The sequence below is a fragment of the Pseudacidovorax sp. 1753 genome (genome assembly GCF_040544975.1).
Lineage (GTDB): Bacteria > Pseudomonadota > Gammaproteobacteria > Burkholderiales > Burkholderiaceae_C > Xenophilus.
In genome coordinates this window covers 129,329-155,787 of record NZ_JBEPKY010000008.1, presented here as the reverse complement: position 1 = coordinate 155,787, position 26,459 = coordinate 129,329, and the positions used below count along the sequence as shown (strand labels likewise).

At 70.1% G+C, this 26,459-nt stretch carries 26 protein-coding genes and 1 tRNA gene; 20 read left to right on the top strand and 7 right to left on the bottom strand.

Annotated elements, in window-relative coordinates; all coding sequences use genetic code 11:
• Positions 1 to 1,084: 1,084 nt before the first annotated feature.
• Entirely contained in the window at positions 1,085 to 2,788 is a 1,704-nt protein-coding gene (gene nifA, locus ABIC63_RS11810; RefSeq protein ID WP_354319888.1) for a nif-specific transcriptional activator NifA, read from the bottom strand.
• 318 nt (positions 2,789 to 3,106) lie between these two features.
• Between nifA and ABIC63_RS11805 the strand changes: the two genes are divergently transcribed.
• The 18 genes from ABIC63_RS11805 (at position 3,107) to ABIC63_RS11720 (ending at position 18,214) form a co-directional block, all read left to right on the top strand.
• Positions 3,107 to 4,351, top strand: coding sequence for an IscS subfamily cysteine desulfurase (locus ABIC63_RS11805; protein ID WP_354319887.1), 1,245 nt, complete (start codon positions 3,107 to 3,109; stop codon positions 4,349 to 4,351).
• Positions 4,352 to 4,406: 55 nt separating this feature from the next.
• Complete coding sequence (gene iscU / locus ABIC63_RS11800) at positions 4,407 to 4,859, top strand: Fe-S cluster assembly scaffold IscU (protein WP_294368776.1); 453 nt, start codon at positions 4,407 to 4,409, stop codon at positions 4,857 to 4,859.
• Positions 4,860 to 4,896: 37 nt separating this feature from the next.
• The gene (gene erpA / locus ABIC63_RS11795) at positions 4,897 to 5,274 is read left to right on the top strand and encodes an iron-sulfur cluster insertion protein ErpA (RefSeq protein WP_294368778.1); all 378 of its coding nucleotides are present in this window, start codon (positions 4,897 to 4,899) and stop codon (positions 5,272 to 5,274) included.
• A 16-nt stretch (positions 5,275 to 5,290) separates the two neighbouring features.
• Positions 5,291 to 5,614 carry an iron-sulfur cluster assembly protein IscA gene (gene iscA, locus ABIC63_RS11790; protein WP_294368780.1) on the top strand — a complete coding sequence of 108 codons (324 nt, stop codon included), beginning with the start codon at positions 5,291 to 5,293 and terminating at the stop codon, positions 5,612 to 5,614.
• Positions 5,615 to 5,809: 195 nt separating this feature from the next.
• Positions 5,810 to 7,684: a Fe-S protein assembly chaperone HscA gene (gene hscA, locus ABIC63_RS11785; protein ID WP_354319886.1), complete on the top strand. Its 1,875-nt coding sequence runs from the start codon at positions 5,810 to 5,812 to the stop codon at positions 7,682 to 7,684.
• A 20-nt stretch (positions 7,685 to 7,704) separates the two neighbouring features.
• Positions 7,705 to 8,040 carry an ISC system 2Fe-2S type ferredoxin gene (gene fdx, locus ABIC63_RS11780; RefSeq protein WP_354319885.1) on the top strand — a complete coding sequence of 112 codons (336 nt, stop codon included), beginning with the start codon at positions 7,705 to 7,707 and terminating at the stop codon, positions 8,038 to 8,040.
• A 700-nt stretch (positions 8,041 to 8,740) separates the two neighbouring features.
• A complete protein-coding gene (gene nifV / locus ABIC63_RS11775; protein WP_354319884.1) occupies positions 8,741 to 9,895 on the top strand; it encodes a homocitrate synthase in 1,155 nt (384 codons plus the stop codon).
• Positions 9,896 to 9,921: 26 nt separating this feature from the next.
• Positions 9,922 to 10,683 carry a serine O-acetyltransferase gene (gene cysE, locus ABIC63_RS11770; protein ID WP_354319883.1) on the top strand — a complete coding sequence of 254 codons (762 nt, stop codon included), beginning with the start codon at positions 9,922 to 9,924 and terminating at the stop codon, positions 10,681 to 10,683.
• 6 nt (positions 10,684 to 10,689) lie between these two features.
• A complete protein-coding gene (gene nifW / locus ABIC63_RS11765) occupies positions 10,690 to 11,028 on the top strand; it encodes a nitrogenase stabilizing/protective protein NifW (RefSeq protein WP_354319882.1) in 339 nt (112 codons plus the stop codon).
• Between the two features lie 16 nt (positions 11,029 to 11,044).
• Entirely contained in the window at positions 11,045 to 11,893 is an 849-nt protein-coding gene (locus ABIC63_RS11760) for an electron transfer flavoprotein subunit beta/FixA family protein (protein ID WP_114803495.1), read from the top strand.
• On the top strand, positions 11,890 to 13,002 hold the full coding sequence (locus tag ABIC63_RS11755) for an electron transfer flavoprotein subunit alpha/FixB family protein (RefSeq protein ID WP_114803494.1): 1,113 nt from the start codon (positions 11,890 to 11,892) through the stop codon (positions 13,000 to 13,002). The genes ABIC63_RS11760 and ABIC63_RS11755 overlap by 4 nt, the downstream gene beginning before the upstream one ends.
• Positions 13,003 to 13,022: 20 nt before the next feature.
• Positions 13,023 to 14,333, top strand: coding sequence for an FAD-dependent monooxygenase (locus ABIC63_RS11750; protein ID WP_354319881.1), 1,311 nt, complete (start codon positions 13,023 to 13,025; stop codon positions 14,331 to 14,333).
• Complete coding sequence (locus ABIC63_RS11745) at positions 14,330 to 14,629, top strand: ferredoxin family protein (protein WP_294368807.1); 300 nt, start codon at positions 14,330 to 14,332, stop codon at positions 14,627 to 14,629. Before ABIC63_RS11750 ends, ABIC63_RS11745 begins: the two co-directional genes overlap by 4 nt.
• On the top strand, positions 14,629 to 15,090 hold the full coding sequence (locus ABIC63_RS11740; RefSeq protein ID WP_294368810.1) for a ferritin-like domain-containing protein: 462 nt from the start codon (positions 14,629 to 14,631) through the stop codon (positions 15,088 to 15,090). The genes ABIC63_RS11745 and ABIC63_RS11740 overlap by 1 nt, the downstream gene beginning before the upstream one ends.
• 71 nt (positions 15,091 to 15,161) lie before the next feature.
• A complete protein-coding gene (locus tag ABIC63_RS11735; protein WP_294368812.1) occupies positions 15,162 to 15,485 on the top strand; it encodes a (2Fe-2S) ferredoxin domain-containing protein in 324 nt (107 codons plus the stop codon).
• Positions 15,482 to 15,991, top strand: a complete 510-nt coding sequence (locus ABIC63_RS11730; protein WP_354319880.1) for a hypothetical protein — start codon at positions 15,482 to 15,484, stop codon at positions 15,989 to 15,991. Before ABIC63_RS11735 ends, ABIC63_RS11730 begins: the two co-directional genes overlap by 4 nt.
• A gap of 252 nt (positions 15,992 to 16,243) precedes the next feature.
• Positions 16,244 to 16,681: a tripartite tricarboxylate transporter TctB family protein gene (locus ABIC63_RS11725; RefSeq protein WP_294368817.1), complete on the top strand. Its 438-nt coding sequence runs from the start codon at positions 16,244 to 16,246 to the stop codon at positions 16,679 to 16,681.
• Between the two features lie 9 nt (positions 16,682 to 16,690).
• On the top strand, positions 16,691 to 18,214 hold the full coding sequence (locus tag ABIC63_RS11720; protein WP_354319879.1) for a tripartite tricarboxylate transporter permease: 1,524 nt from the start codon (positions 16,691 to 16,693) through the stop codon (positions 18,212 to 18,214).
• Between the two features lie 59 nt (positions 18,215 to 18,273).
• On the opposite strand, the gene ABIC63_RS11715 is transcribed toward ABIC63_RS11720, so the two are convergent.
• The 3 genes from ABIC63_RS11715 to ABIC63_RS11705 all read right to left on the bottom strand — a co-directional run bounded on the left by ABIC63_RS11715 (position 18,274) and on the right by ABIC63_RS11705 (position 21,297).
• Positions 18,274 to 18,347: transfer RNA gene (locus tag ABIC63_RS11715), tRNA-Gly, on the bottom strand.
• A gap of 112 nt (positions 18,348 to 18,459) precedes the next feature.
• Positions 18,460 to 20,214 carry an HD domain-containing phosphohydrolase gene (locus ABIC63_RS11710; RefSeq protein WP_354319878.1) on the bottom strand — a complete coding sequence of 585 codons (1,755 nt, stop codon included), beginning with the start codon at positions 20,212 to 20,214 and terminating at the stop codon, positions 18,460 to 18,462.
• 138 nt (positions 20,215 to 20,352) lie between these two features.
• On the bottom strand, positions 20,353 to 21,297 hold the full coding sequence (locus ABIC63_RS11705) for a hypothetical protein (protein WP_354319877.1): 945 nt from the start codon (positions 21,295 to 21,297) through the stop codon (positions 20,353 to 20,355).
• Between the two features lie 121 nt (positions 21,298 to 21,418).
• Between ABIC63_RS11705 and ABIC63_RS11700 the strand changes: the two genes are divergently transcribed.
• Positions 21,419 to 22,615, top strand: a complete 1,197-nt coding sequence (locus ABIC63_RS11700) for a cation:proton antiporter (protein WP_354319876.1) — start codon at positions 21,419 to 21,421, stop codon at positions 22,613 to 22,615.
• Positions 22,616 to 22,636: 21 nt separating this feature from the next.
• Here the strand turns inward: ABIC63_RS11700 and ABIC63_RS11695 are convergent, their stop codons facing one another.
• From ABIC63_RS11695 to ABIC63_RS11685, 3 genes are read right to left on the bottom strand one after another with little or no spacing between them, the layout of a single operon-like run.
• On the bottom strand, positions 22,637 to 23,626 hold the full coding sequence (locus ABIC63_RS11695) for a Bug family tripartite tricarboxylate transporter substrate binding protein (protein WP_354319875.1): 990 nt from the start codon (positions 23,624 to 23,626) through the stop codon (positions 22,637 to 22,639).
• Between the two features lie 41 nt (positions 23,627 to 23,667).
• A complete protein-coding gene (locus ABIC63_RS11690; protein ID WP_294368835.1) occupies positions 23,668 to 24,066 on the bottom strand; it encodes an AtuA-related protein in 399 nt (132 codons plus the stop codon).
• 11 nt (positions 24,067 to 24,077) lie between these two features.
• The gene (locus ABIC63_RS11685; protein ID WP_354319874.1) at positions 24,078 to 25,448 is read right to left on the bottom strand and encodes an acyclic terpene utilization AtuA family protein; all 1,371 of its coding nucleotides are present in this window, start codon (positions 25,446 to 25,448) and stop codon (positions 24,078 to 24,080) included.
• Positions 25,449 to 25,530: 82 nt separating this feature from the next.
• Here ABIC63_RS11685 and ABIC63_RS11680 point away from each other — a divergent pair, with 82 nt between their 5' ends.
• Complete coding sequence (locus ABIC63_RS11680) at positions 25,531 to 26,412, top strand: LysR family transcriptional regulator (protein WP_234192587.1); 882 nt, start codon at positions 25,531 to 25,533, stop codon at positions 26,410 to 26,412.
• Positions 26,413 to 26,459: the final 47 nt, after the last annotated feature.

Here is a 26,459-nt window from a genome sequence, read left to right as displayed (position 1 = left end):
GGCTCGATGTGTGTCGCGTTGGGTGTGTTGGCGTTGCGACAAAGGGGTGTTGGTTGCTTGCGTGTGTGGTTCGACCGTTGACGCCTGACGAGCGTCTGGCTGGCTTGGGTCGCGGCCTTTACCGTTGACGCTGGACGGGCGCCTGGCTGACCCCGGCGCCCAGGGCGGCCCCACATGCTGCGTCCCTCGCTGAACGCTCGGGCAACCTGCGGTGCTCGCCGGATGAGCGCATGGCGTAACTCGCTGCGCGCTGGCGCGCTCCGCTCAAACAAACGCCATGAGTCAGTCACAACCGGCCCGCGGGGGCCGCGGGCCTCGCTCATCCGGCTGCGCTCCTCGGCGCAGCCTGAGGGGCCGCCCTGGGCGCCGGGGCCAGCCAGGCTTGGGGTTTGGCATGACCTTCGCCCATTACCGCCCGCTCGAGAGACATGGCCGCCACACAACACTGCTCGCGGGTCAGCGACCGCAGTCGCGCACTGCGCCACCGCCCCCACGCCCACCTCTACCCCCTACCCCTACCCCCGCACCTGCACCTGCACCTGCACCTGCACCTGCACCTGCACCTGCATACGACTCTGTGCGTGTGCGTCTGCCTGTGGCGCGGCCGGGCCCGTGCGTTCGCTATGCCATTGCTGATGCCGCTGTTCTGGCTTCTGCGGCCTTGAGCTGAGGAGCCAACGACGAACGCGGGTGACTGCCAAGAGCGGACGTGACGGTCACCTCCCCACAAGCCCGGCCTGGGGTGTGCGGCCTGGGCGCCCTGTGGACGCGCCGAGGAGCGCAGCCGGATGAGCGAGGCCCGCGGCCCCCGCGGGCCGGTTGTGACTGACTCATGGCGTTTGTTTGAGCGGAGCGCGTAAGCGCGTAGCGAGTTACGCCATGCGCTCATCCGGCGAGCACCGCAGGTTGCCCGAGCGTTCAGCGAGGGACGCGGCCGCTGGGCGCCCAGGCCGCACACCCCAGGCCGGGCGCTTCGTCCACGGCCCACGGCCAGCACCACCACTACGGCCGCTACCAACAAGCCTCACGCGTCAGAGTCGAGAGTCCGCACCAGTGCAAGACGTTGCGCCACGGCCCGAGCCGCTCAGAACTTCCTCACCTCGATCCCATGCTTGCGCAGCGCATAGCCCATTTGGCGCGGCGTGATCTTGAGCAGCCGCGCCGCCTTGGCCTGGACCCATCCGCAATGCTCCATGGCCCAGATCAGGCGCGCATGCTCGCCCTCGGGCTTGTCGCTGAGCCCTGACGGACCCGCCGCCGCGGCCTCAGCCGGCATCGGGGCCGAGGGCGCAGCCGCCGCCGGCTCGGCCGGCAGCACCGGCTGCGGCGGCAGCGCCGGCTTCGGCGGCAGGCCCGGGACCTCGGTGATCGGGATGTCCACCGGCCGCCCAGGCCGCACCGCGTCCTCACGCTCGATGTGGTGCAGTACCTGCGTCAGGCAACGGTTGCCCTGGCAGGGGAAGGCCAGGTCGCTGATCACCTCGGCATGGGTCATCGTCGCCGTGCGCTCCACGCAGTTCTCCAGCTCGCGCACATTGCCCGGCCAGTAGCAGCTGCTCAGCACCCGCATGGCACCCGGGTCGAAGCGCATGCGCCGGCCGTTCTCGCGGTTGAATCGGTCCAGGAAATGCTGCGCCATCGCCGGGATGTCCTCGCGCCGCTCCCGCAGCGGCGGCAGCTGGATGCTCACCACGTTGATGCGGTAGTACAGGTCGGCGCGGAACTCGCCGGCCTGCACCATGCGCTCGAGATTGCGGTTGGTCGCCAGGATCAGCCGCACGTCCACCTTCACCGGCGTGCCGCCGCCCACGCGCTCGAACTGCCGCTCCTGCAGCACCCGCAGCAGCTTGGCCTGGAACGAGGCCGAGATGTCGCCGATCTCGTCGAGGAAGAGCGTGCCGCCATGCGCCATCTCGAAGCGGCCCTTGCGCTGGCCCTGGGCGCCGGTGAAGGAGCCCTTCTCGTGGCCGAAGAGCTCGCTCTCCAGCAGCGACTCGGTCAGCGCCGCACAGTTGACGCAGACGAAGGGCGCCTCGCTCCGCGGCGACAGGCTGTGGATGGCACGCGCGATCACCTCCTTGCCCGTGCCGCTCTCGCCGCGCAGCAGCACCGTGGTGCGAGCGGGCGCCACCTGGTGCACCTGTTCGAACACCGACTGGATCGGCGCCGACACGCCCACCACATGGTCGATGCGGTGCTGCGGCTTGAGCGCCTTCTGGATGCGACGCACCTCGTCCTGCATGCTGTCGTGGCCGGCGGCCACACTGCGCTGCAGAAGCAGCGCCTGGCCCATCAGCGTGGCCACCATACGCAGCAGCTGCAGGTCTTCGGCGAACACGCGTGTGCCCCCGTTGTTGACGCACTGCATGGCCACCACGCCCAGCGTGCGGCGGTCGGCGCGGATGGGCATGGCCAGCATGGCGATGCTGTCGAGCCCGTCGCCGCCGCCCGTGCGGTTGAGGAACAGCGGCTCCGCATGCACGTCGGGCACGATGGCCGGCACCCCGCTGGCGAACACGCGACCCACGATACCCTCGCCCACGCGGAACACCAGGCGCTGCCGCTCCTCCTGCGACAGCCCGGCCGAGCACAGCCCCCGCAGCGGCCCGCCCGACTCACCGAGCACCACGAAGGCGCGGCGCCAGTCGAAGGCGTGCAGCAGGTAGTTGAGCGCCTCGCGGAAGGTCTTGCCCACGTCGAGCGAGGCCGACAGCGTCTTGCTGACCTCGTAGACCGCATCCAGCTCGCGACGAGTCTGGGCTTCCTTGGAACGTGCAATCACCATCATGGGGAACCTCGCTTTCCGCCGCCCGCACCACCCGCCGGGTGCCCCCGGCACAGGCCGGTGCAGGCACGTCGGCTTTGTCGGCTTCTTCGCAAGAAACATACCTATTCGTCAACGCTGTGACAGCCCCGAATGCACCGTCGCGGCGCCGGCCGGACATTCGCGACAAACAGGACATGCCCCACCGCGGCATACCTTGATCCCGCTCACAAATCCAACAAAAAAACGCGCGCGGACCCCATCGGGAGTGGGCTTTCGAGCGATTCGGGTGTGGCACCGATGTTGCAGAAGCAGTGGCGTCTAGCCCACCAGGAGCCCGCCATGTCCGACCTGCCCCGCGACACAGCCACCGCCCGCCCCGCGCGCCCCATCTACCTGGACTACGCCGCCACCACGCCGGTGGACCGCCGCGTGGCCACGCGCATGCTGCCCTACCTCAGCGAGATCTACGGCAACCCCGCCAGCCGCTCGCACGCCTACGGCTGGGCCGCCGAGGAGGCGGTGGAGCTGGCCCGCGAACAGGTGTGCGCCCTGGTCAATGCCGACCCGCGTGAGATCGTGTGGACCTCCGGCGCCACCGAGTCCAACAACCTCGCCATCAAGGGCGTCGCCCACTTCTACGCCGGCAAGGGCCGCCACCTGGTGACCGTGGCCACCGAGCACAAGGCCGTGCTCGACAGCATGCGCGAGCTGGAGCGCGAGGGTTATGAAGTGACGGTGCTACCGGTCGACGCCGACGGCCTGGTGGACCTGGAGCGCTTCGCCGCCGCGCTGCGGCCCGACACGCTGCTGGCCTCGGTCATGGCCGTCAACAACGAGACCGGCGTGGTGCAGGACATCGAGGCGCTGGGCACGCTGTGCCGCGAGCGCGGGGTGTTCTTCCACGTCGACGCCGCGCAGGCCGCCGGCAAGATCGCCATCGACCTGGCGCAATGGCCGGTGGACCTGATGTCGCTGTCGGCCCACAAGCTCTACGGCCCCAAGGGCATCGGCGCGCTGTACGTGCGCCGCAAGCCGCGCGTGCGGCTCGACGCCCAGATGCACGGCGGCGGCCACGAGCGCGGCATGCGCTCGGGCACCCTGCCCGTGCACCAGATCGTGGGCATGGGCGAAGCCTTCTGGCTGGCGCGCGAACAGATGGCCGCCGACAACGCCCGCATCCTGCGCCTGCGCGAGCGGCTGTGGAACGGGCTGTGCACGCTGGAGGCCGTGGCGCTGAACGGCCACGCCGAGCGGCGCGCGCCCGGCTACCTCAACGTGAGCTTCAACTACGTCGAAGGCGAATCGCTGCTGATGGGCATCAAGGGCGTGGCCGTGTCCTCGGGCTCGGCCTGCACCTCCGCCAGCCTGGAGCCCAGCTACGTCCTGCGCGCCATGGGCCGCAGCGACGAGCTGGCCCACAGCTCGGTGCGCTTCTCCATCGGCCGCTTCACCACCGAGGCCGACATCGACGCCACCATCGCCCAGGTGCGCGAGGTGGTGCAACGCCTGCGCGCCATGAGCCCGCTGTGGGACCTGGTGCAGGCCGGCGTGGACCTCGATTCCATCCAGTGGGCCGAGCACTGAGCAGCGGCCGGCCCCGATCCCTCTTCTTCCAACCTTCGACACGGAGCAAGGCTTCATGGCATACAGCGACAAGGTCATCGACCACTACGAGAACCCCCGCAACGTCGGCGCCTTCGAGGCCGGCGACGAGAACGTCGGCACTGGCATGGTGGGCGCGCCCGCCTGCGGCGACGTGATGCGCCTGCAGATCCGCGTGAATGCCGAGGGCGTGATCGAGGACGCCAAGTTCAAGACCTACGGCTGCGGCTCGGCCATCGCCTCCAGCTCGCTGGTGACCGAGTGGGTGCGCGGCCGCACGCTGGACGAGGCGCTGGCCATCAAGAACGCGCAGATCGCCGAAGAGCTGGCGCTGCCGCCGGTCAAGATCCACTGCTCGATCCTGGCCGAGGACGCCATCAAGGCCGCCGTGGCCGACTTCCGCGCCCGCCAGGCCACGCGCCAGGCCGCCACGGCCGAGGCCCAGGTGCTGGCCGAGCAGCCCGCCTGCGCCAGCACCGGCAGCCACTGATTCCCCCCTCTTTCCGCCCATCTCCAAGGAGCACCCGATGTCCGAAGCCATCGCCCTCAATCCTGCGATCGAACCGATCGCCATGCCCGCCCTGCTCGAATTCACGTCCCGCGCCGCCGCCAAGGTGGCCTCGCTGATCGAAGAGGAAGGCAACCCGGCCCTGAAGCTGCGCCTGTACGTCACGGGCGGCGGCTGCTCGGGCTTCCAGTACGGCTTCGCCTTCGACGACCAGGTGGCCGAGGACGACACCACCGTGGTCACCGAGGGTGTGGCCCTGGTGGTGGACGCGATGAGCCAGCAGTACCTGCTGGGCGCCCAGGTGGACTACGAGGAGGGGCTGGAAGGCTCGCGCTTCGTGATCCACAACCCCAACGCCCAGAGCACCTGCGGCTGCGGCTCGTCCTTCTCCGTCTGAGCGGGAGGCCCCGGCGATGACCGTCTCCCTGACCCCCTCCGCCGCACGGCATGTGGCCCGCTCCCTGGTCAAGCGCGGTGGCGGCATCGGCCTGCGCCTGGCCGTCAAGACCAGCGGCTGCTCGGGCTATGCCTATGCCCTGGAGTTCGTCGACCGGCTCAACGAGGACGACCAGTGCTTCGAGAGCGAGGGCGTGAACGTGGTCATCGACGCACGCAGCCTGGCCATGCTGGACGGCACCGAGCTGGACTTCGTGCGCGAAGGCCTGAACGAGGGCTTCAAGTTCAACAACCCGAACGCCAAGGCCAATTGCGGTTGCGGCGAGAGCTTCGCGGTCTAGAGGGGCTCCCCCCCATGCCGCTTCGCGGCTCCCCCCCTCTCTGGCGCCTTCGGCTTGGAGGGGGGGCGCACCCAGCGGCCTGGCAAAGCCAGTTCCGCGGGTGCTCCCGCGTGGCCTGCTCCGCGGCCTTTTGATCTGTGGCGGTGAGGCAGTTTCATGCGCCGTTGGTGGCGCGCAGCATCCGAAGACATTGACATGGCCCTCCTTCAGATTTCCGAACCCGGCCAGAGCGCCGCGCCGCACCAGCATCGGCTGGCGGCGGGCATCGATCTGGGCACCACCCATTCGCTGATCGCCACGGTGCAGAGCGCGCAGGCGCGCTGCCTGTCCGACGAGGAGGGGCGGCTGCTGCTGCCTTCGGTGGTGCGCTACCTGCCCGGGGGCGGACTGGCGCTGGGGCACGAGGCGCGGGATCAGCAGGCCGAGGATCCGCGCAACACCATCGTGTCGGTCAAGCGCTTCATGGGGCGGCGGCTGGCCGACCTGCCCGAGGCCGCCGGGCTGCCCTACGACTTCGTCGACGGCCCGGGCATGGTGGGCCTGGCGACCGTGGCCGGCGAACGCTCGCCGGTGCAGGTGTCGGCCGAGATCCTCACGGCCCTGCGCGAGCGGGCCGAGTTCACGCTGGGCGGCCCGCTGGCCGGCGTGGTGATCACCGTGCCCGCGTACTTCGACGACGCCCAGCGTCAGGCCACCAAGGACGCCGCCCGGCTGGCCGGCCTCAATGTGCTGCGCCTGCTGAACGAGCCCACGGCCGCCGCCATCGCCTACGGACTGGACGAGGGCAGCGAAGGCACCTTCGCCATCTACGACCTGGGCGGCGGCACCTTCGACATCTCGGTGCTGCACCTGTCGCGCGGCGTGTTCGAGGTGCTGGCCACCGGCGGCGACTCTGCCCTGGGCGGGGACGACTTCGACCGCGCCATTGCCGAGTGGTTCTGCGGCGAGCACGGGCTCGGCGGCCTCTCGGCGCTGCCGCCCGCCGCGCAGCGCGCATTGCTGGCAGAAGCGCGCCGCGCCAAGGAGGCGCTGAGCGACACACCCGAGACCGACATGGTCCTGGCTGTGCAGGATGGCCGCCGCTGGCAGGCCCGGCTCACGCATGCACACCTCGCCGAACTGGGCCAGCCGCTCATCGCCCGCACGCTGACGGCGTGCCGGCGCGCCCTGCGCGATGCGCGGCTCGGCGCGCAGGAGCTCAGCGGCGTGGTGCTCGTCGGCGGCTCCACCCGCATGCCGCTGGTGCGCGAGGCCGTGCGCCAGCACTTCGGCCATGAGCCGCTGTGCAGCATCGACCCCGACCAGGTCGTGGCCCTGGGCGCCGCCCTGCAGGCCGACGCGCTGGCGGGCAACGGCCGCGGCGACGAATGGCTGCTGCTGGACGTGTGCCCGCTGTCGCTGGGCCTGGAGACCATGGGCGGGCTGGTGGAAAAGGTCATTCCCCGCAACACCACCCTGCCGTCTGCGCGGGCGCAGGAGTTCACCACCTTCAAGGACGGCCAGACCGCGATGGCCGTGCATGTGGTGCAGGGCGAGCGCGAATCGGTGGCCGACTGCCGCTCGCTGGCGCGCTTCACGCTGCACGGCATTCCCCCGGCCGCCGCGGGCGCGGCACGCATCCGCGTCACCTTCCAGATCGATGCCGACGGCCTGCTGTCGGTGAGCGCGCGCGAACTGACCACGGGCGTCGAGGCGCATGTGGAGGTCAAGCCCACCTACGGCCTGGCCGACGCGCAGATCGCCGGCATGCTGCAGGAGGCCATCGGCGCCTCGCAGGCCGACATGCAGCTGCGCATGCTGCGCGAGGCGCAGGTGGATGCACGCCGCCTGCTCGACGCGACGGAATCGGCCCTGGCGCAGGATGCGGCGCTGCTGTCGCCGGCCGAGCTGGCGGCGATCCGGCAGGCCATGTTCACGGTGGCCGATGCGCTGGAGACGCAGGCCGCCGTGGCCGAGCTCAAGGCCGCATCCACAGCCCTGTCGGCCGCGACCGAATCCTTTGCGGCCCAGCGCATGAACGCGTCGATCCAGCGCGCGCTGGCGGGCCGTGCGCTGGACACGCTGGCCTGATCCCTCAAAAGCCTTCTGCCATGCCCCAGGTCCGCGTCCTGCCCCATCCCGATCTGTGCCCCGAGGGCCGGATCCTCGAACTCAAGCGCGGCGCCTCGCTGTGCGAAGGCCTGCTGTCGGCCGGCGTCGCCATCGAGCATGCCTGCGAGATGGTGGCAGCCTGCGCCACCTGCCACGTCTATGTGCGCGAAGGCGCTGCGTCGCTGGCGCCGCCGGACGACGAAGAGAACGACCAGCTCGACAACGCCTGGGGCGTCGAGGCGCAGTCGCGCCTGGCCTGCTGCGTGAAGCTGCGGGATGCAGACGTGACCATCGAGCTGCCACGGCATACGCGCAACCACGCGCGGGAGAAATAGAGAAGCACCCCCCATGCCGCTTCGCGGCTCCCCCCTCTCTGGCGCCTTCGGCTTGGAGGGGGGCGCACCCAGAGGCCTGGCAGAGCCAGTTCCTCGGGTGCCCTGGTATGGCCTGCTCCGCGGCCATTCGATCCTGGCGCTGCACCGGTTTCATGCGATGCGCGCGCGGCGCTGAAGTGAAAAGGCACCCCCATGCCGCTTCGCGGCTCCCCCCTCTCTGGCGCCTTCGGCTGGGAGGGTGGCGCACCCCGAGGCCTGGCAGAGCCAGTTCCTCGGGTGCCCTGGTATGGCCTGCTCCGCGGCCATTCGATCCTGGCGCCGCACCGGTTTCATGCGATGCGCGCACGGCGCTGAAGTGAAAAGGCACCCCCATGCCGCTTCGCGGCTCCCCTCTCTCTGACGCCTTCGGCTTGGAGGGTGGCGCAGCCCGAGGCCTGGCAGAGCCAGTTCCTCGGGTGCCATGGCATGGCCTGCTCCGCGGCCATTCGAACCTGGCGCCGCACCGGCTTCATGCCATGCGGATGGCGCGCGGCGCCATGGAAAACTGGCAAGGCATGAACGGACCCGCTTCCTGTCCGAAACAGCACATTCTCGACAGGCAAAGAGTCCTCGTCGTCGCAGCCATCGCGACAAAACCGCACTGTGCAGCCTATCTCCGCATGGCACGCGCTTTGCGATGACACCCGCAAGGACCCACGACATGCCACATCCCCCCGTCATCAACGACACCACCCTGCGCGACGGCGAGCAGACCGCCGGCGTCGCCTTCACGGTGCAGGAGAAGTGCGCCATCGCGCATGCGCTGGCCGCGGCCGGCGTGCCCGAGATGGAGATCGGCATTCCCATCATGGGCGAGGACGAGATCGCCTGCATCAACGCCATCGCGGCGCAGGCCCGCCCCGCCACCCTGATGGTGTGGGGCCGCCTAACCGAGGCCGACCTCGCCGCCGCGCTGCGCTGCGATGCCGACATCGTGCACCTGTCGATCTCGGTGTCGGACATCCAGCTGCAGCACAAGCTGGACCGCTCGCGCGACTGGGTGCTGCAGGAGATCGGCCGCATCATCGGCGCGGCCGCGAGCACGGGCCGCAGCATCTCCTTCGGTGCCGAGGACGCCTCGCGCGCCGACCCCGCCTTCCTGGCTGCCGCCGCCAGCCAGGCCCGCGACCACGGCGCGCGCCGCGTGCGCTATGCCGACACGCTGGGTGTGCTCGACCCCTTCTCCACGCACGCGGCCATCGCCCACCTGCGCGCGGCGGTGGGCGATGCGATGGAGATCGAGATCCATGCCCACAACGACCTGGGCCTGGCCACGGCCAACACCCTGGCCGCGCTGCGCGCCGGTGCCACCCACGCCAGCACCACCGTCAACGGACTGGGCGAGCGGGCAGGCAATGCCGCGCTCGAAGAGGTGGTGATGGCCGCCCGCCACCTGCAGCAGGGCGAGACCGGCGTGGACACGCGCCAGCTCGTCGGCATTTCGCAGCTGGTGGAGCAGGCCTCGGGCCGGCGCGTGGCCTTCAACAAGAGCATCGTGGGCGAGGCCGTGTTCACCCACGAGTCCGGCATCCATGTGGACGGGCTGCTGAAGAACGCGGCCACCTACGAGGCCTTCGACCCCGCCGAGGTGGGCCGCGAACGGCGCACGGTGCTGGGCAAGCATTCGGGCTCGCAGGCCGTGCGCAACGCCTACCGCGCGCTGGGTGTGGCCCTGGACGACGACGGGCTGACGCGCCGCCTGCTGGCACGCATCCGCCACCATGCGGTGCAGGCCAAGCGCGCGCCCACGCAGGACGAGCTGCACGCCTTCCTGCGCGCCTCCCAGCAGGGCGGTGCCGGCGTGCTGGCCGCATGACGAACGACCGACACGAGGAGCCCGCCATGCCACCCAGCGCCAACGCCCTGACTGCTTCGCCGGCCGAAGCCGTGCCGGCTTCGTGGTTCGCGCTGCTGCGCGGGGACGTGCGTTGCGTGCTGCAGCGCGATCCGGCGGCACGCAGCCTGCTGGAGGTGTGGACGATCTACCCCGGCGTGCAGGCCATTGCCCTGCACCGCATCGCGCATGCGCTGTGGCGCCGCGGCTGCCGCTACCTGCCGCGCTGGATCTCCTTCGCGGCGCGCTGGTTCACGCAGGTGGACATCCATCCCGGCGCGCGCATCGGCCAGCGCTTCTTCATCGACCATGGCTGCGGCGTCGTGATCGGCGAGACGGCCGAGATCGGCGACGACGTCACGCTCTATCACGGCGTCACGCTGGGCGGCACCAGCGGCTCGCCGGGCAAGCGGCATCCCACGGTGGGCAGCGGCGTGATCGTGGGTGCTGGCGCCAAGGTGCTGGGACCCATCGCCATCGGCGACCGGGCGCGCATCGCGGCCAACTCGGTGGTCATCGAGCCGGTGCCCGCGGATGCCACGGTGGTGGGCATCCCCGGCCGCGTGGTGGCGCGCGGACGCCGGCCGCGCCACGGCTTCGACCTGGACCATCACCTCATCCCCGACCCCGTGGGCAAGGCCATCGCCTGCCTGCTCGACCGCGTGGCCCAGCTCGAGCGCGAGCGCGGCCTCGGCACCGACGACGCCGCCTGCCACGACTGCGACGCCGTGTGTGCCGCCCCCCAATCCCAACCCGCCTGCGAGGCATAAGCAGCCATGGAAAACTTCCTCCAGCAACTCAAGGCCCTCTCGTCGGCCGAGGACTTCCTGCAGTTCTTCGGCGTGCCCTTCGAACAGAAGGTCGTCAACGTGAGCCGGCTGCACATCCTCAAGCGCTTCTTCCAGTACATCCGGCAGGCGCAGTCGCTGGACCCGTCCGACGAGCTGCAGATGTTCACTGCCTACCGGGCACTGCTGCAGCGCGCGTACGGCGACTTCGTCAGCTCCACGCCCGCGCAGGAGAAGGTGTTCAAGGTCTTCCAGGACGTGGACGGCAAGCAGCACGTCACGCTCGAAAGCCTCAAGCGCACGCTGCCCATGCGGGCGGCGGCCTGAGGCGCGGAGGTCCGACATGCACATCGTCGTCTGCATCAAGCAGGTGCCGGACTCGGCGCAGATCCGCGTCCATCCGGTGACCAACACCATCATGCGCCAGGGGGTGCCGGCCATCGTCAACCCCTACGACCTGTTCTCGCTCGAAGAGGCGCTGCGGCTCAAGGACCGGTTCGGCGGCAAGGTCACCGTGCTGTGCATGGGCCCGCCGCAGGCCGAAGAGGCGCTGCGCAAGTGCATCAGCTACGGGGCCGATGACGCGGTGCTGGTCACCGACCGCGCCTTCGCCGGTGCCGACACGCTGGCCACCTCGTACGCGCTGGCGGCCGGCATCCGGCAGATCGGCCGCGAGCAGGCGGTGGACATCGTCTTCACCGGCAAGCAGACCATCGACGGCGACACGGCCCAGGTGGGCCCCGGCATCGCCAAGCGGATGGGCCTGCAGCTGCTGACCTATGTCTCGCGCATCGTCGAGACCGACCTGGACGGCCGCACCATCACCGTCGAGCGCCGGGCCGAAGGCGGCGTGCAGCAGCTGCGCACCGCCCTGCCCTGCCTGATCACCATGCTGGAGAACACCAACGAGCTGCGTTTCGCCTCGCTGCCGGCCATGATCCACGCCGCCGGCTACCCGGTGCGCAAGTGGAACAAGGAGCAGGCCGGCATCGAGGACCTCGACAAGATCGGCCTCAAGGGCTCGCCCACCGTGGTCAGCAAGGTCTTCGGCCCGACGCCGCGCAGCGAGAAGGCCGAGATGCTGGCGCTGGAGGACTCCAGCCTGCGCGACGTCTCGCTGAACCTGCTGCAGAAGATCTTCACCCGGCATCCCACACTGGAAGCCGACCTCGCGATGAAGGAAGACGCATGAACGCCGCCGCCACCCCCGCCACGCCTGCCGCCAAGCGCCCCGCCGGGCGCGGCCGCAACCTGGAGCTGCCCGAGCACCTGAAGGCCTACAAGGGCGTCTGGGTGTTCATCGAGCACGACCGCGGCCATGTGCACAGCGTCTCGTGGGAGCTGCTGGGCGAAGCCCGCAAGCTCGCCGACAAGCTGGGCAGCAGCGTGGGCGTCGCCATCCTGGGCGGTCCCGACGAGAAGCTGGAAGCCTTCGCCGCCGAGGCCTTCGGCTACGGCGCCGACAAGGCCTACATCGTCCACGACCCGGTGCTGCTGGGCTACCGCAACGAGCCCTTCACCAAGGGCCTGACGGACCTGGTCAACAAGTACCAGCCCGAGATCCTGCTGCTGGGTGCCACTTCCATGGGCCGCGACCTGGCGGGCTCGGTGGCCACCACGCTGCTGACCGGCCTGACGGCGGACTGCACCGAGCTGAACATCGACCCGACCTCGCGCGCGCTGGCGGCCACGCGGCCCACTTTCGGCGGCTCGCTGCTGTGCACGATCATGACGCTGGCCTACCGGCCGCAGATGGCCACCGTGCGCCCGCGCGTGATGGCCATGCCGCGTGCCGAGGAAGGCCGCAGCGGCGAGGTGGTGCAGGAAACGCTGGGCATGGTCGAGAGCAGCATCGTCACCAAGCTGCTGGACTTCCTGCCCGATGCGACCAGCAACCAGATCAACCTGCCCTATGCCGACGTCATCGTCAGCGGCGGCAAGGGCCTGAAGAACCCCGAGAACTTCAAGCTCGTGTTCGAGCTGGCCCGTGTGCTCGGCGGCGAGGTGGGCGCCACCCGCCCCTGCGTGCAGGCCGGCTGGGTGGAGGCCGACCGCCAGGTGGGCCAGACCGGCAAGACGGTGCGGCCCAAGCTCTACATCGCGGCGGGCATCTCCGGCGCCATCCAGCACCGGGTGGGCATGGAAAGCTCGGACGTGATCGTCGCCATCAACACCGACCCCAACGCGCCCATCTTCGACTTTGCGCACTACGGCATCGTGGGCAACGCGCTGCAGGTGCTGCCCGCGCTCACGGCCGCCTTCGCCGAGCACCTGGGCAAGCGTCGGCGCCTGGTCGCCTGACACCCCGAGGAGCACGCCCCATGAGAAAGCCATCCCAGTTCGACGCCATCGTCGTCGGTGCCGGCCCGTCCGGCAACGCAGCCGCCTACACGCTGGCCAAGGCCGGCCTGAAGGTGCTGCAGATCGAGCGCGGGGAATACCCCGGCAGCAAGAACGTGCAGGGTGCCATCCTGTACGCCAATGCGCTGGAACAGATCATTCCCGACTTCCGCGAGGACGCGCCGCTGGAGCGCCACATCATCGAACAGCGCCTGTGGGTGCTGGACGACACCAGCTTCGTCGGCACGCATGTGCGCAGCAGCGACTACGACAAGCCGCCCTACAACCGCTACACCATCATCCGTGCGCAGTTCGACAAGTGGTTCAGCGCGAAGGTGCGCGAGGCCGGCGCCCTGCTGATCTGCGAGACCACCGTCCAGCAGCTCATCATGGACGGCGACCAGGTGGTGGGCGTGCAGTGCGACCGCGAGGCCGGGGACGTGTATGCCGACGTGGTGATCCTGGCCGACGGCGTCAACTCCACGCTGGCGCGCAAGGCGGGCTTCCATGGCGAGATCCAGGCCGGCAACGTGGCCCTGGCGGTCAAGGAGATCCTCTTCATGCCCGAAGAGACCATCCGCCAGCGCTTCAACATCGGCGAGGAGTCTGGCGTGGTCATCGAGATGGTCGGCCGCATCACCGACGGCATGATGGGCACCGGCTTCCTCTACACCAACAAGGAGTCGCTGACCATCGGCGTGGGCTGCATGCTGGGCGACTTCAAGGCCAACCCCAGCCGCACCAGCCCCTACGTGCTGCTGGAGCAGATGAAGCGCCACCCCGCCATCGCCCCGCTGATCGAGGGCGGCGAAATGAAGGAGTACTGCGCGCACCTCATTCCCGAGGGCGGCTTCCACGCCATCCCGCAGGTCTACGGCAACGGCTGGATGATCGTGGGCGACTCGGGCGGCTTCGTCAACGCGGCGCACCGCGAGGGCTCCAACCTGGCCATGACCACTGGCCGGCTTGCCGCCGAGACCGTGATCGCCGCCAAGGCCGCAGGCCAGGGCTACCGGGCCGACCGCCTGAAGGCCTACAAGACCGCGCTGGACGAGTCCTTCGTGATGAAGGACCTGCACAAGTACCGCGACATGCCCGGCGTGCTGCACAGGAACCCGCAGTTCTTCACCACCTACCCCGATCTTGTCGCGCAGGCCGCCCGCACCATGATCACCGTGGACGGGGTGGACAAGAAGACCAAGGAGCGCGAGATCTTCGCCAGCTTCCGCAAGACCCGCCGCTGGAGCGGCCTGATGGGCGACGCCTACAAACTCTGGAGAGCCTTCCGATGAACGCCATTGCCGTCAATGTGGAAGAGAAGCTCTTCCAGAACCGCTACCGCGTCGATGCGGGCCGCCCGCACATCCGCATCAAGGACAGCGATGTCTGCACCAACGAGTGCCGCTCGCAGAGCTGCACCTTCGTGTGCCCGGCCTCCTGCTACAAGGCCGAGGGCAATGGGCGGGTGACGCTGATCACCGACGGCTGCCTCGAATGCGGCAGCTGCCGGATCATCTGCAGCGAGCACGCCAACGTGGAGTGGGAATATCCCCGCGGCGGCCACGGCATCCTCTTCAAGTTCGGCTGATGATCGACGACATCGAGACCTTCCTGGTCCACGCCATCACGCTGGAGCGCGACGCCGCGCGCCGCTACGAGGACCTGGCCCAGGTGATGCGCACCGCCGGCAACGACGAGGTGCGCAAGCTCTTCGAGCGCATGGCGCACTTCTCGCGCCTGCACCTGAACGAGGCCATGGAGCGCGGCGGCTTCCGCGAGCTGCCCGTGCTGGCGCCGGCCGACTTCCAGTGGCCGGGTGGCGACAGCCCCGAGGCCGCCAGCTGGCACGGCATCGACGGCCTGATCGACGTGCCGGCCGCGCTGGAGATCGCGCTCGAGGGCGAACGCGCCGGCACTGCCTTCTACGAGGGCGTGGCCGACGCCGCCCGCGACCCCGAGGTCGTGCGCATGGCCCATGAGTTCGCCAGCGAAGAGGCCGGCCACGTCTGCGAGTTGCAGCGCTGGATCGCGCACATCGCGACTGCCTGAGCACCGCCCGCGCGGCCACGTCGGCGCGGCCGCGCCCTTCACTGTCCCACGCCCACGACCAGGAGGCCCGCATGGCCCGCCCCGAACGACATGTCTTCGTCTGCACCCAGAACCGCCCGCCGCAGCACCCGCGCGGCTCCTGCGGCGCCAAGGGCTCGACCGCCGTGCTGCAGGCCTTCTGGGCCGAACTGCAGAAGCGCCAGGCCTACGAGAAGGTGGCCATCACCTATTCCGGCTGCATCGGCCCCTGCGACCAGGGCGTGAACGTGCTGGTCTACCCCGAGGCCGTGCTCTACAGCCGCGTGACGCCGGAGGACGTGCAGGAGATCTTCGACAGCCACCTCGAAAAGGGCGAGCCTGTCGAACGGCTGCGCGCCGCCGAGGCGGTCTGGTGAATCTCTTCACCGGCGAGGAGGCCGACGCCTTCTTCGGCGGCGAGGTGCCGCCAGCCGTGCGGCACCTGGTGGACGAAGCGCGCAGCAAGCCGCGCGAGGAAGCGGCCGTGGCGCTCTGGACCGCCGTGCTGGCCTCGCCGCAGGCGTTGCCGGTCTACTACCTGCTCTACAAGCTGCACGCCAGCCAGGGCGAACTGGCGCAGGCACTGCGCGCCGCAGAGCGCGGGCTGGTCGCCGCCGCCGAGGTCGCCGGCCTGCCCTCCGACTGGCGGCAGGTGCGGCCCGGCATGACGGACTTCCTGCAACCCGGAGCCGCGCGCCTCTGGCTGTTCACGCTCAAGGCCCAGGCCTTCATCCTATTGCGGCGCGGCGAGCCGGCCCAGGCCGCCGAACGGCTGGACCACCTGCGCCTGCTGGACCCCGACGACCACATGGGCGCCAGCGTGGTCGCCCAGTTGCTTGCGCAGCACGATGTCGGTGTGCGACCGACGACGTCGGGTTGCTGATCCAGTGCGCGGACGGAGCCCGCCGCCTTTTAAAAAAAGACCTCGCAGCGCGCTGCAGAATTGCGGAATAAATTCCGCTGTTCCATCTTTTATTCGATTCCGCGCCTCCGACCCAATTTTCAGAAGCCGCAACAACATTACCGAATCGCAATGCTCCGGTCACGCGGTGGCGTGGCTTTCCCCCCTACCATTTCCCGACCACCCCGCGGGGGCCGGCATTGTGCGGTTGCAATGGCGGAGACAAGGAAATTCATGAAACACAGAGACACGCACGACCTGATCGGCGGTATTGCACTGACGGTCGTCGGCGTATTTTTTGGCCTGTACGCCAGCCGCTACACCATGGGAACGGCCGCCCGCATGGGCCCGGGGTATTTCCCCATCGTGCTGGGCTGGCTGCTGGCCGTGCTTGGCCTGCTGGTGGCGCTGCCGGCCTGGTGGCGGCAGGGCAACCCCATCAAGGTGCAATGGCGGAACCTGGCCACTGCCACCGCCTGCCTCGTCCTGTTCGCCGCACTCCTGCAGGCCGCAGGCGTGCTGGTCGCCGCTTTTGCGGCCTCGATGGTGGCCCTGGTGCCGGCGCGCACCTCGGTGCGACAGAAACTGGTGATCTCCGCCGCGGTGTCTGCATTGACTGTGGGGATCTTCGTGTTCGGTCTGCAGATGAACGTTCGCACGTTCCCCTGGTGAAGCAGCGTCATGGATCTCGCAAACAATCTTCTTCTCGGGCTCCAGGTTGCCATGGAGCCAATGACGCTGGCGTATTGCTTTTTCGGCGTATTGCTGGGCACCGTCGTCGGCGTGCTGCCGGGCATCGGCGCACTGGCGGCCATTTCGCTCCTGCTGCCCATTACCTACCATATTGAACCGACCGCCGCCATCATCATGCTGGCGGGCGTCTATTACGGCGCGCAATACGGGGGCTCGACGGCGGCCATTCTGCTCAATCTTCCCGGCACGCCCTCTTCGGCGGTGACCTGCCTGGACGGTTATCCCATGGCGCAGAAAGGGCGCGCCGGCCTGGCCTTGTTCATCACGACCATCGCCTCGCTGGTGGGCGCCATGACCGGGCTGGTATTGCTGGTGCTTTTTTCGCCGGCCATTGCCGAAATCGGATTGAAATTCGGCCCCGCCGAATTCTTTTCCATGATGGTGCTCGGGCTGGTGGCGGCTTCTTCCATGAGCATCGGATCGGCGGCCAAGGGCCTGGCCATGGTGGTGCTGGGCCTCCTGCTCGGCATGGTGGGGACGGACGTGAATTCGGGCGTCTCGCGCTTCGACTTCGGCATCATCGAACTCACCGACGGCATCAACCTTGTGGCGCTGGCCATGGGACTGTTCGGCGTCGCCGAGGTGGTGCGATGCATCAATTCCCCCGACATGGAACGCAAGCCCGAGCCCGTCACGATGCGGTCCATGGTTCCCTCGCGCGCCGAGTTCCGTGAAAGCGTCGCGCCCATGCTGCGCGGCTCCGCCCTCGGTTCCGCCCTGGGTGCGCTTCCCGGGGTCGGCCCTTCGATCGCGGCATTCATGTCCTATGCCATCGAAAAGCGGGTGGCACGCGACGCTCGCAAATTCGGCAAGGGCGCCATCGCCGGCATCAGCGCCCCCGAATCGGCGAACAACGCCGCGGCGCAGACCGCGTTCGTGCCTTCGCTTTCACTGGGCATTCCCGGCGACGCCGTCATGGCGGTGATGCTGGGCGCCCTGATCATTCACGGCATCCAGCCGGGGCCCTTGCTGATCAGCGAGCAGCCCGCGCTCTTCTGGGGCCTGGTGGTGAGTTTCGCGATCGGCAACATCATGCTGGTGATCCTCAACCTGCCCACCATCGGCATCTGGGTCGCGTTGCTGCGAATTCCCTTCGCGTGGATGTATCCGGCGATCCTCGTGTTCGTGGCGTTGGGCGTCTACAGCGTCAACAGCAACGAATTCGACATCTACATGGTGGCCGTGCTCGGGGTGATGGGCTACGCGTTGATGGTTCTGAAGTTCGAGCCCGCACCTCTCCTGCTGGGCTACATCCTGGGCCCGATGCTGGAAGAAAACCTGCGGCGCACGATGCTGCTGTCCCGCGGCGATCCCATGGTGTTCATCGAACGGCCCATCAGCGCCAGCCTGCTGGCGGTGACCGCGCTCATGCTCGTCTGGACCATCTGGAGCACCGTCCGCAAGTCCATCGCGGAAAAGCGGAAGCTGGACCTCGCGGAAGCCGCGGCGTGATGCAAGCGGCGGCTTGGCTGCCGCATCGTGGCGGCGGGATGGAGAAGACCTGAGGGGAGTGGAGCGGGTGAAGGGAATCGAACCCTCGTATGAAGCTTGGGAAGCTGCCGTTCTGCCATTGAACTACACCCGCCTGGCGGCCCGCGGAGGGCCTGGAGGCTGTCTCGCCTGCTCCGGCAAAGACAGCGCGGGAGTGTAGCACCGGGGTTGCGCCCTTTCCCCCCGGCGCCGCACCCCTCGCGCCCTCAGCGGCGCTCGTCCACGGCCTCGTCCTCGACCGCCGCCGGCGCCGCGCCGGCCGGGCCTTCCACCTCGCGCACCCAGCGCTGGCGCATGCGCAGGATGCGCGGCAGCGCGCGCAGGAAGGCGTCGACCAGCCGCGGCTCGAAGGCGGCGCCGGCACCGGCGCGGATCTGGGCCACGGCCGCCTCTTCGCTCAAGGCCTCGCGATAGGGGCGCGGCGAGGTCATGGCGTCGAAGCTGTCGGCAATGGCGACGATGCGCGCCGCCAGCGGAATCTGCTCGCCCGCCAGGCCCGACGGATAGCCGGTGCCGTCCCAGCGCTCGTGGTGGCACAGCGCGATGTCGCGGGCCATGCCCAGTACGTCCGACGGGTCGTCGCCGATGAGCTGGGCGCCCAGCAGCGGATGGGCACGCATCACGGTCCATTCGTCCGCATCCAGCGGACCGGGCTTGCGCAGCACCGCATCGGGCACGGCCACGATGCCCAGGTCGTGCAGCGGGGCCGAGCTCTGCAGCATGGCGCACCAGTCGGCGCGGGCGCCCGCCTCCAGCGCGATCTCGTGCGCGGTCTGGCTCATGCGCTGGATGTGCGAGGTGCTCACGTTGGCCCGCATGGCGGCCGCATCGCACAGGCGCTGCAACTGGCGCAGGCTGGACTGCTGCGCGGCCAGCATGCCCAGCGCCGCCAGGTGCGTGCGCACGCGCGCCGCCACCACATGCGGATAGAAGGGCTTGGTGATGTAGTCGGCCGCGCCCAGACGCAGCGCCTTGGCCTCGGCGTCGCCGTCGTGCACGGCGGTGCAGAAGACGATGGGGATGTGCGCGGTGCCCGGATCGGCCTTCAGCGCCTCGCACACGGCGTAGCCATCCACGCCCGGCATCATCAGGTCGAGCAGGATCAGGTCGGGCCGGCGCTCGCGGGCGAGTTCGATGGCGCGCCCACCCTCGGTGGCGAAGATGAGGTGGTAGTCCGCCTGCAGCGACAGGCGCAGCAGCTGCAGGTTGCTGGGCTCGTCGTCCACCAGCAGCAGGCTCTGCCGGCGCACCTCGGGCGGCGGCGGCAGGGCGGCGTCGGGGACGGCCGGCCCGTCCTGCGCGCCGCTCCCCTTCTCCATGCAGATGGCACTCAACTGCGCGGCGGGCAGCGGCCGCAGGAAGGCCGCGCGCTCCTCGCCCTGCGCCAGCAGCCAGGCCCGGCCCAGGCCGCGCGGCAGGACGACCGGCATGCGACGCGGCTTGCCCGGCGGGCCATAGTTGCCCATCAGCGGATGGCCCGCGGCGTCCACGGTGAGCAGGCCCACGCTCAGGCGGCGCACGCCGTTCTCGTCGGCCCAGCTGTTCCACAGGCCGGCCAGGTACAGGGGACCGTCGTCCCGGCGCGCGATGCGGGTGAGCCACGGCTCGCCCTCGGGATTGCGGTGATCGGGCACATGCAGGGCCGCCACGGGCACCAGGCACTGCTGGGCACCCTGCCAGGCGCTTCGCACGGCCAGCTTGCCCAGCTCGTCGTCGCGGATCAGGGCCGTGCGGGCACGCAGCGCCGCGGGCAGGCCGGCGCGCAGGGTCTCGCGCGTGACCAGGCCCCAACGGCCGGCAGCGATGGCGATCTCGCTGCCACGGCGGACGACGAAGGACAGTTCGCCACCCGGCAGGACGGGGGCGGTGCCGGCCTCGGGGAAGGTCCAGTCGCCCGCCCGAAGGTCGCGGCGCAGGGCCTCCCAATGATGGGGCCGCGCGGATTCAAGACTTGAAATCATGGAGGCACAGCGCCAGGACATTCGCACGCGATCACGACGCAGCGATCCCCGGACGACGAATGCGGGGTGTTTGGGAGGCCGGTCCCATCCGGGTCCCGGCCAGGGCGCCCCGGCACTCTATTAACAATTATTTGCAGTCTATCGTGTGAAAGCGGGATCCGCTTCGATTTCGGCACCCATCAACCACTGCTGTGCCTCGTCATCGAAGCCGGCCACGGGCTGGGCCTTGGCCAGCGCCATCCACACGCCGAAGGGCAGGCGCTCGACCGGCCGGTGCACGGCGGCGCGGGCGACCGTGAGCCGCGTTCCCTCCAGCAGCATCACGCCGCATTCGGCGGGCACGTCCTCCGGCCCGCCGACGGGCCGGCCGCGGGCATCGTTGCCCAGCACGTACCAGCACTCGCCGCCCAGGTCGAGGTAGGCGGCGCGCTTGTCGGGGCGGCGCAGATCGCCCAGCAGGTCGGCGCGGCTGACCTTGACCTCGTGCACGACGGGATGGGCGTAGGCCTCGACGGTGGTGTTGCGGATCGAGAAGACATCGGGCCGGGCGATGCACCAGCGGGCCGGGCCGTCGGGCTCCAGCGGCGCCAGGCGGGCCCGCAGGCTCAGGCCGCGCCAGGCGATGCGGCCGCCGCGGGTCATCTCGCGCGCCACCTGCTCAACGAGCGCCTCGTGGGCCGACATCGCGCCGCGGTTGCCGGCCAGGGCGCCGGCCAACTGCGCCAGGCCGGCATCGCTCAGGCGCACGGTCTCGTGGCCCAGGGCGGAGCGCACGCGCTCCAGCAGCCCGGCCGCCAGCAGGTCCACTTCGATGGCATCGCAGCAGGGCCAGCCGGCCGAGCGGTACACCTCGCGCAGTCGGCGCATGTGCACCCGCCCCAGCGCGGCCACGGGCCGGGGCGGGTCGCCCACGGGCGGCGGGGGTGGCGGGTCGGTGACGGGCAGTTCGTGCGGCGGCGGATCGCCGGCCGGCGGCGGCACGATGATGGGCGGCGACGCTGGTGGCTGCCCCGGCGCCGGCGGTGGCGGGTTGGAAGGCAGGGGCGCCGCCCGCACGTCGGTCGAGAAAGGAAGGGCGGACATGCACCAAGGCTAACGCCAAGGCGGCAACCCTGGCCGCGGGTGCGATGTTGGGCCGTCCTACGCCCTTTGGCCGACGCGCGGCCATGTCACACTGCCGCGGCCTTTCACCCCCCGAGCGCCGATGACCGTCTCCGAAGTCTTCCTGATCGCGATGCTGATCGTCTTCTCCCTGCCCTACCTGCTGTGGCGGCTGGGGCGCACCGACTACTTCGCGCCGCTGGTGGTGGTGCAGATCATCATGGGCATCCTGCTGGGCCCGGGCGTGCTGGGCGCGGCCTTTCCCGACTACTACCAGTTCGTGTTCAGCGCGCCGGTGATCCAGTCGCTCAACGGCGTGGCGCAGTGGGCGGTGATGCTCTTCGTGTGGATCGCCGGCATCGAGCTGGACCTGCGCAAGGCCTGGACGCACCGCGGCGAAAGCAGCGTGACCGCCGGCCTGGCGCTGGGCGTGCCGCTGCTGCTGGGCAGTGCCGCGGCGCTGGTGCTGCTGATGCAACCCGGCTGGATGGGCGCCAAGGCCCAGCACTGGCAATTCGTGCTGGGCATCGGCATGGCCTGCGCGGTGACGGCCCTGCCGATCCTGATCCTGCTGATGGAAAAGCTGGAAATCCTTCGTCAGCCGCTGGGCCAGCGCATCCTGCGCTACGCCAGCCTGGACGACATCGCCATCTGGGGGGTGCTGGCCGTGATCCTGACCGACTGGGAGCGCGTGGGCCGGCAGGTGGGCTTCCTGCTGGTGTTTGCGGTGGCCTCGGTGCTGTTCCGGCGCCTGATGCGCCGCGTGCCCGAGCGCGACCGTTGGTACCTGGGCCTGATCTGGCTGGCGGCCTGCGGCCTGGGCGCCGACTGGTCCGGCCTGCACTACATGGTGGGCGCCTTCATCGCCGGCGTGGTGATGGACGGCGACTGGTTCGACCAGGAACACATGGACCTGCTGCGCCACCACGTACTGCTGGTGGTGATGCCGGTGTTCTTCCTGAGCACGGGGCTGCGCACCAGCTGGCAGGTGGGCGGCTTTGCCGTCTTCGGGGCGGCCGCCCTGCTGCTCGCGGCCTCGGTGGCCGGCAAGCTGGCGGGGCTGGGCCTGGCCGGCCGCATCCTGGGCTGGGCCCGCGGCGAAGGGATGCTGATCGGCTGGCTGCTTCAGACCAAGGCGCTGATCATGATCATCTTTGCCAACGTGCTGCTGGACAAGGCCATCATCACCAACGCCACCTTCACGGCCCTGCTGCTGATGGCGGTGGCCAGCACCATGCTGACGGTGCCCATGGTCACGCCGCGGCTGCGGCGCATGGGCCGGGCCGCTGGCGGGCGCTGAGCGCCCTCGCCCGCCCTGGGGCTATTCGGCCTCGATGCCCGCCGCCTTGATCACCTGGCCCCACTTGCGCGTCTCGCCGGCCTGGAAGCGGGCCAGTTCCTCCGGCGTCGTGGTCCAGGCCTCGGAACCGGAGCCGTCGAAGAAGCCCTTGGCGGCGGCGCTCTTCGTCGCCTTGCCCAGCGCCTCGTTGAGCTTGGCCACCACCGGCGCGGGCGTGTTGGCCGGCGCGTAGGCGGCGAACCAGTAGCCCATGTCGTAGCCCTTGACCCCGGCCTCGTCCAGCGTGGGCACATCGGGCAGCTGCGTGCTGCGCTTCTGCGTGGAATAGCCCAGCGCCCGCAGCTTGCCGGCCTTGATCTGCGGCACGCCGGTGGAGGTGTCGGTGATCATCATGTCGATCTGACCGCCCAGCAGGTCGGTGATGGCCAGCGGGTTGCTCTTGTAGGGCACATGCAGGATGTCGACATGGGCCATCTGCTTGAGCATCTCGCCCGCCACGCGGCTGGACGAGCTGCCGCTGCCGAAGCTCATCTTGCCGGGGTTCTTCTTCGCGGCGGCCAGCAGCTCGGCGACGTTCTTGTACGGCGCGCTGGCGTTGACCACCAGCACCTGCCCGCCCTTGCCCAGGCCGGTGACGGGCGCGAAGTCCTTCACCGGGTCATAGGGCAGCTTGCGGTAGAGGTGCTCGTTGGCCGCATGCGTGGTGTTGGTGGTGATGAGCACCATGTAGCCGTCGGCCGACGCCTTGGCCACGTACTGCGCCGCGATCATGCCGCTGGCGCCGGCGCGGTTGTCCACCACCACCGACTGGCCGGTCTGCTCGGTGAAGGACTGGCCCAGCGCCCGCGCCAGTTGGTCGGTGGCGCTGCCGGCCGCAAAGGGCACGACGAAGGTGACGGGCTTGGCCGGATAGGCCGGGGACTGCGCCTGGGCCAGGCCGGGCAGCGTGGCGGCGGCGGCCAGGGCGGCGGCGAGCCAGGTGCGTCGGTGCAGAGGCGGGAATCGGTTCATGTCTCTTGTCTCCTCGGGTCAGGGTGGATGAAGGAAGGTCGTCAGTCGATGGGTGGACCGGCCAGATGCCCGCACAGCGCGGCAGGCACCCGCACCGGCAGGTCGAGCAGCAGGTACGACAGCGCCTTGCCATGGCTGTCGAGGTTGAGGGCGTCGTTGACGCCGCCATCCAGCACGTCGTCGAGCACGAAGTTCATCGCCTGCAGCCTGGGCAGCAGGTGGCGCGTGACGCGGCTGGGCCGGCGATGGGCGAACAGCGCGCCAACGGCTTCTTCCGTCACCTGTTCGACCAGCAGCGGCCAAAGGTCGGCATGCCAGGCGATCACGCTGATGTTGGAGCGGTTGCCCTTGTCGCCGGTGCGGCCGTGGGCCAGCCGATGGAGGGGCACGACCCGGCCGGCATCGGCGTGCGGGGCGGAGGGGAAAGGCGTGGGGTTCATCGTCGGCCTCCTCAGTCGGCCATGAAGTAACCGGTGCTCACGGCTTCGCGCGGGACCAGGCAGGACAGCGTGCCCAGGCGGGGCCGCATGCCGGTGCGCACGCCGCCGCCACCGGCGGGCCCGCAGCAGTACAGCGCCGTGACCTCGCGCACCAGGCGGCGCGCAACGGCCGCATCGGGATGCTGCAGAGCCACGCGCAGGCGGATGTCGCGCAGGGCATCGTCCGGCGCAGCGGGGGCCGCATCGAGCGTCGCCGCCAGGGCGCGACCCGCGTCGTCACCAAAGATGCTGCAGGCGCCGATCAGGTCCACCCGCAGCGCGCCGGCATCGCGCAGGCGCTCGCGCAGCACCTCGCCGGCCAAGCGGGCCCGGCCCAGCGCGCGGGCGCCCGCATAGCTGATCTCGCCCTCGGCGAACCAGCCGGTGGCATGGCACACATTGACCTTGAGCGTGGCCGGCCGCGCATGGCCGCGCACACCTTGCAGCCGCACGCCATCGGCCGTCTGCAGCACCTCGGCCTCGCGGATGTCGGCCACCACGTCGGGCGTCAGATAGGCGCCGGGGTCGTGCAGCTCGTAGAGGAGCTGCTCCTTGACCGTGTGCAGGTCCAGCCGGCCGCCGGTGCCTTCGGGCTTGAAGAGGGTGCAGCTGCCGTCGGCCTCGATCTCGGCGATGGGATAGCCCAGTTCGGCCAGGCCCGGCACCTCCTTGTAGCCGGGGTCGGCGAAGTAGCCGCCGGTCACCTGGGCGCCGCACTCCAGCAGGTGGCCCGCCATGGTGGCGCCAGCCAGGCAGTCCCAGTCGTCCAGCGCCCAGCCGTGGTGCGCCAGCGCCGGGCCCAGGGCCAGCGCCGGGTCGGCCACGCGGCCGGCGACCACGATGTCGGCACCGGCGCGCAGGGCGTTGGCGATGGCCTCGGCGCCGATGTACGCGTTGGCGCTGACCGGCGGCTCGGCCGGCATGGCGGCGCCCAGGCACCGGGCCAGCAGGTCGTGGTGTTCCGGGCCGGAGAGGTCGTCGCCATGCACGACGGCAATGCGCGGCGCGCGCAGGCCCAGTCCGCGCGCCAGTTGCTGGATGCGCCGCGCCGCGCCGTGCGGATTGGCCGCGCCGAAGTTGCTGACGATGCGCACGCCGTGGGCCAGGCAGTCGGCCAGCACGGGGCGCAGCAGCTCGTCCAGCAGCGGCTCGAAGCCGGCATCGGGGTCGTCGCGGCGGGCCAGCTGGGCCAGCGCCAGGGTGCGCTCGGCCAGGGTCTCGAAGATCAGCACGGCGCTCTGGCCGCGGGCGATCAGCTCGCGCACCACGGGCGCGGCGGCGTCCACCCGGTCGCCCGAGAAGCCAGCGGCGCAGCCGATCAGCAGTCGTTCCTTCAGTGCCATGCGTGTCTCCTGCGACGGCACTCTAGGCGCGGAGCGTTATTCTGTGAAATAGATTGTCAGGATCAATTCATCCGCATCCCCAATGAATCTGAGCAGCCGCCAGCTCGATGCCTTCCTGGCGCTGGCCACCGAGCGCCACTTCACCCGCGCGGCCGAGCAGTGCCACCTGTCGCAGCCGGCCTTCAGCGCGCTGATCCGCACGCTGGAGGAAGGCCTGGGGCTGCGCCTGTTCGACCGCAGCACGCGCCATGTGGCGCTGACCGACGAGGGCCGCAACTTCATGGCGGCGGCCGAGCGCATCCGCGCCGAGATCGACGCGGCGCTCGATGCCGCGCGCGACAGCGCCCAGCTGCGGCGCGGGCGCGTCTCGCTGGCGCTGCTGCCCTCGCTGGCCGCGGGCTGGCTGCCGCAGGTGCTGGCCGAATTCCGCGAGGCCCATCCTGGCATCGTGCTGGAGATCGCGGACGTCCTCTCCGAGCCCTGCATCGAGCGCGTGGCCGGCGGCCAGGCCGACCTGGCGCTGGCCGCCATCCGCGCCGACACCCCACTCTTGCAGGCCGAGCCCTTCTGCAGCGACGACTTCCACCTGGTCTGCCGCGACGACCATCCGCTGGTGCGGCGCCGCAAGCTCACGGCCGCCGACCTGGGCGACTGGCCCTTCATCCACCTGGCGCGCACGAGCAGCGTGCGGCAGTACCTGGAGGCGGCCCTGCATCCGCAGCCGCTGCGCACGCTGATGGAGGTGGAGCAGCTGGCCACCGTGATGGGCATGGTGCGCGCGGGCCTGGGCATCAGCGTGGTGCCGACGCTGACGCTGTTCCACTTCCAGCAGGCCGGGCTGCACACCCGGCCGCTGCCCTTGCCCGGGCTCAGCCGGCAGGTCTACCTGGTGCGGCGGCGGGACCGGTCGCTGTCGCCGGCGGCGCAGGCGCTGCTGACGCTGATCCGGCAGCGGCGGCCCTGAGCGCCAGCGCCCTGATCGTGCTGCGCGGAAGGCGGCAGGTCGATGGT

Coding starts and splice junctions, on each gene's coding strand:
- nifA (WP_354319888.1), bottom strand. CDS start 2,788: ATGATGGTGATTGCACGTTCCAAGGAAGCCCAGACTCGTCGCGAGCTG.
- ABIC63_RS11805 (WP_354319887.1), top strand. CDS start 3,107: ATGTCCGACCTGCCCCGCGACACAGCCACCGCCCGCCCCGCGCGCCCC.
- iscU (WP_294368776.1), top strand. CDS start 4,407: ATGGCATACAGCGACAAGGTCATCGACCACTACGAGAACCCCCGCAAC.
- erpA (WP_294368778.1), top strand. CDS start 4,897: ATGTCCGAAGCCATCGCCCTCAATCCTGCGATCGAACCGATCGCCATG.
- iscA (WP_294368780.1), top strand. CDS start 5,291: ATGACCGTCTCCCTGACCCCCTCCGCCGCACGGCATGTGGCCCGCTCC.
- hscA (WP_354319886.1), top strand. CDS start 5,810: ATGGCCCTCCTTCAGATTTCCGAACCCGGCCAGAGCGCCGCGCCGCAC.
- fdx (WP_354319885.1), top strand. CDS start 7,705: ATGCCCCAGGTCCGCGTCCTGCCCCATCCCGATCTGTGCCCCGAGGGC.
- nifV (WP_354319884.1), top strand. CDS start 8,741: ATGCCACATCCCCCCGTCATCAACGACACCACCCTGCGCGACGGCGAG.
- cysE (WP_354319883.1), top strand. CDS start 9,922: ATGCCACCCAGCGCCAACGCCCTGACTGCTTCGCCGGCCGAAGCCGTG.
- nifW (WP_354319882.1), top strand. CDS start 10,690: ATGGAAAACTTCCTCCAGCAACTCAAGGCCCTCTCGTCGGCCGAGGAC.
- ABIC63_RS11760 (WP_114803495.1), top strand. CDS start 11,045: ATGCACATCGTCGTCTGCATCAAGCAGGTGCCGGACTCGGCGCAGATC.
- ABIC63_RS11755 (WP_114803494.1), top strand. CDS start 11,890: ATGAACGCCGCCGCCACCCCCGCCACGCCTGCCGCCAAGCGCCCCGCC.
- ABIC63_RS11750 (WP_354319881.1), top strand. CDS start 13,023: ATGAGAAAGCCATCCCAGTTCGACGCCATCGTCGTCGGTGCCGGCCCG.
- ABIC63_RS11745 (WP_294368807.1), top strand. CDS start 14,330: ATGAACGCCATTGCCGTCAATGTGGAAGAGAAGCTCTTCCAGAACCGC.
- ABIC63_RS11740 (WP_294368810.1), top strand. CDS start 14,629: ATGATCGACGACATCGAGACCTTCCTGGTCCACGCCATCACGCTGGAG.
- ABIC63_RS11735 (WP_294368812.1), top strand. CDS start 15,162: ATGGCCCGCCCCGAACGACATGTCTTCGTCTGCACCCAGAACCGCCCG.
- ABIC63_RS11725 (WP_294368817.1), top strand. CDS start 16,244: ATGAAACACAGAGACACGCACGACCTGATCGGCGGTATTGCACTGACG.
- ABIC63_RS11720 (WP_354319879.1), top strand. CDS start 16,691: ATGGATCTCGCAAACAATCTTCTTCTCGGGCTCCAGGTTGCCATGGAG.
- ABIC63_RS11710 (WP_354319878.1), bottom strand. CDS start 20,214: ATGATTTCAAGTCTTGAATCCGCGCGGCCCCATCATTGGGAGGCCCTG.
- ABIC63_RS11705 (WP_354319877.1), bottom strand. CDS start 21,297: ATGTCCGCCCTTCCTTTCTCGACCGACGTGCGGGCGGCGCCCCTGCCT.
- ABIC63_RS11700 (WP_354319876.1), top strand. CDS start 21,419: ATGACCGTCTCCGAAGTCTTCCTGATCGCGATGCTGATCGTCTTCTCC.
- ABIC63_RS11695 (WP_354319875.1), bottom strand. CDS start 23,626: ATGAACCGATTCCCGCCTCTGCACCGACGCACCTGGCTCGCCGCCGCC.
- ABIC63_RS11690 (WP_294368835.1), bottom strand. CDS start 24,066: ATGAACCCCACGCCTTTCCCCTCCGCCCCGCACGCCGATGCCGGCCGG.
- ABIC63_RS11685 (WP_354319874.1), bottom strand. CDS start 25,448: ATGGCACTGAAGGAACGACTGCTGATCGGCTGCGCCGCTGGCTTCTCG.
- ABIC63_RS11680 (WP_234192587.1), top strand. CDS start 25,531: ATGAATCTGAGCAGCCGCCAGCTCGATGCCTTCCTGGCGCTGGCCACC.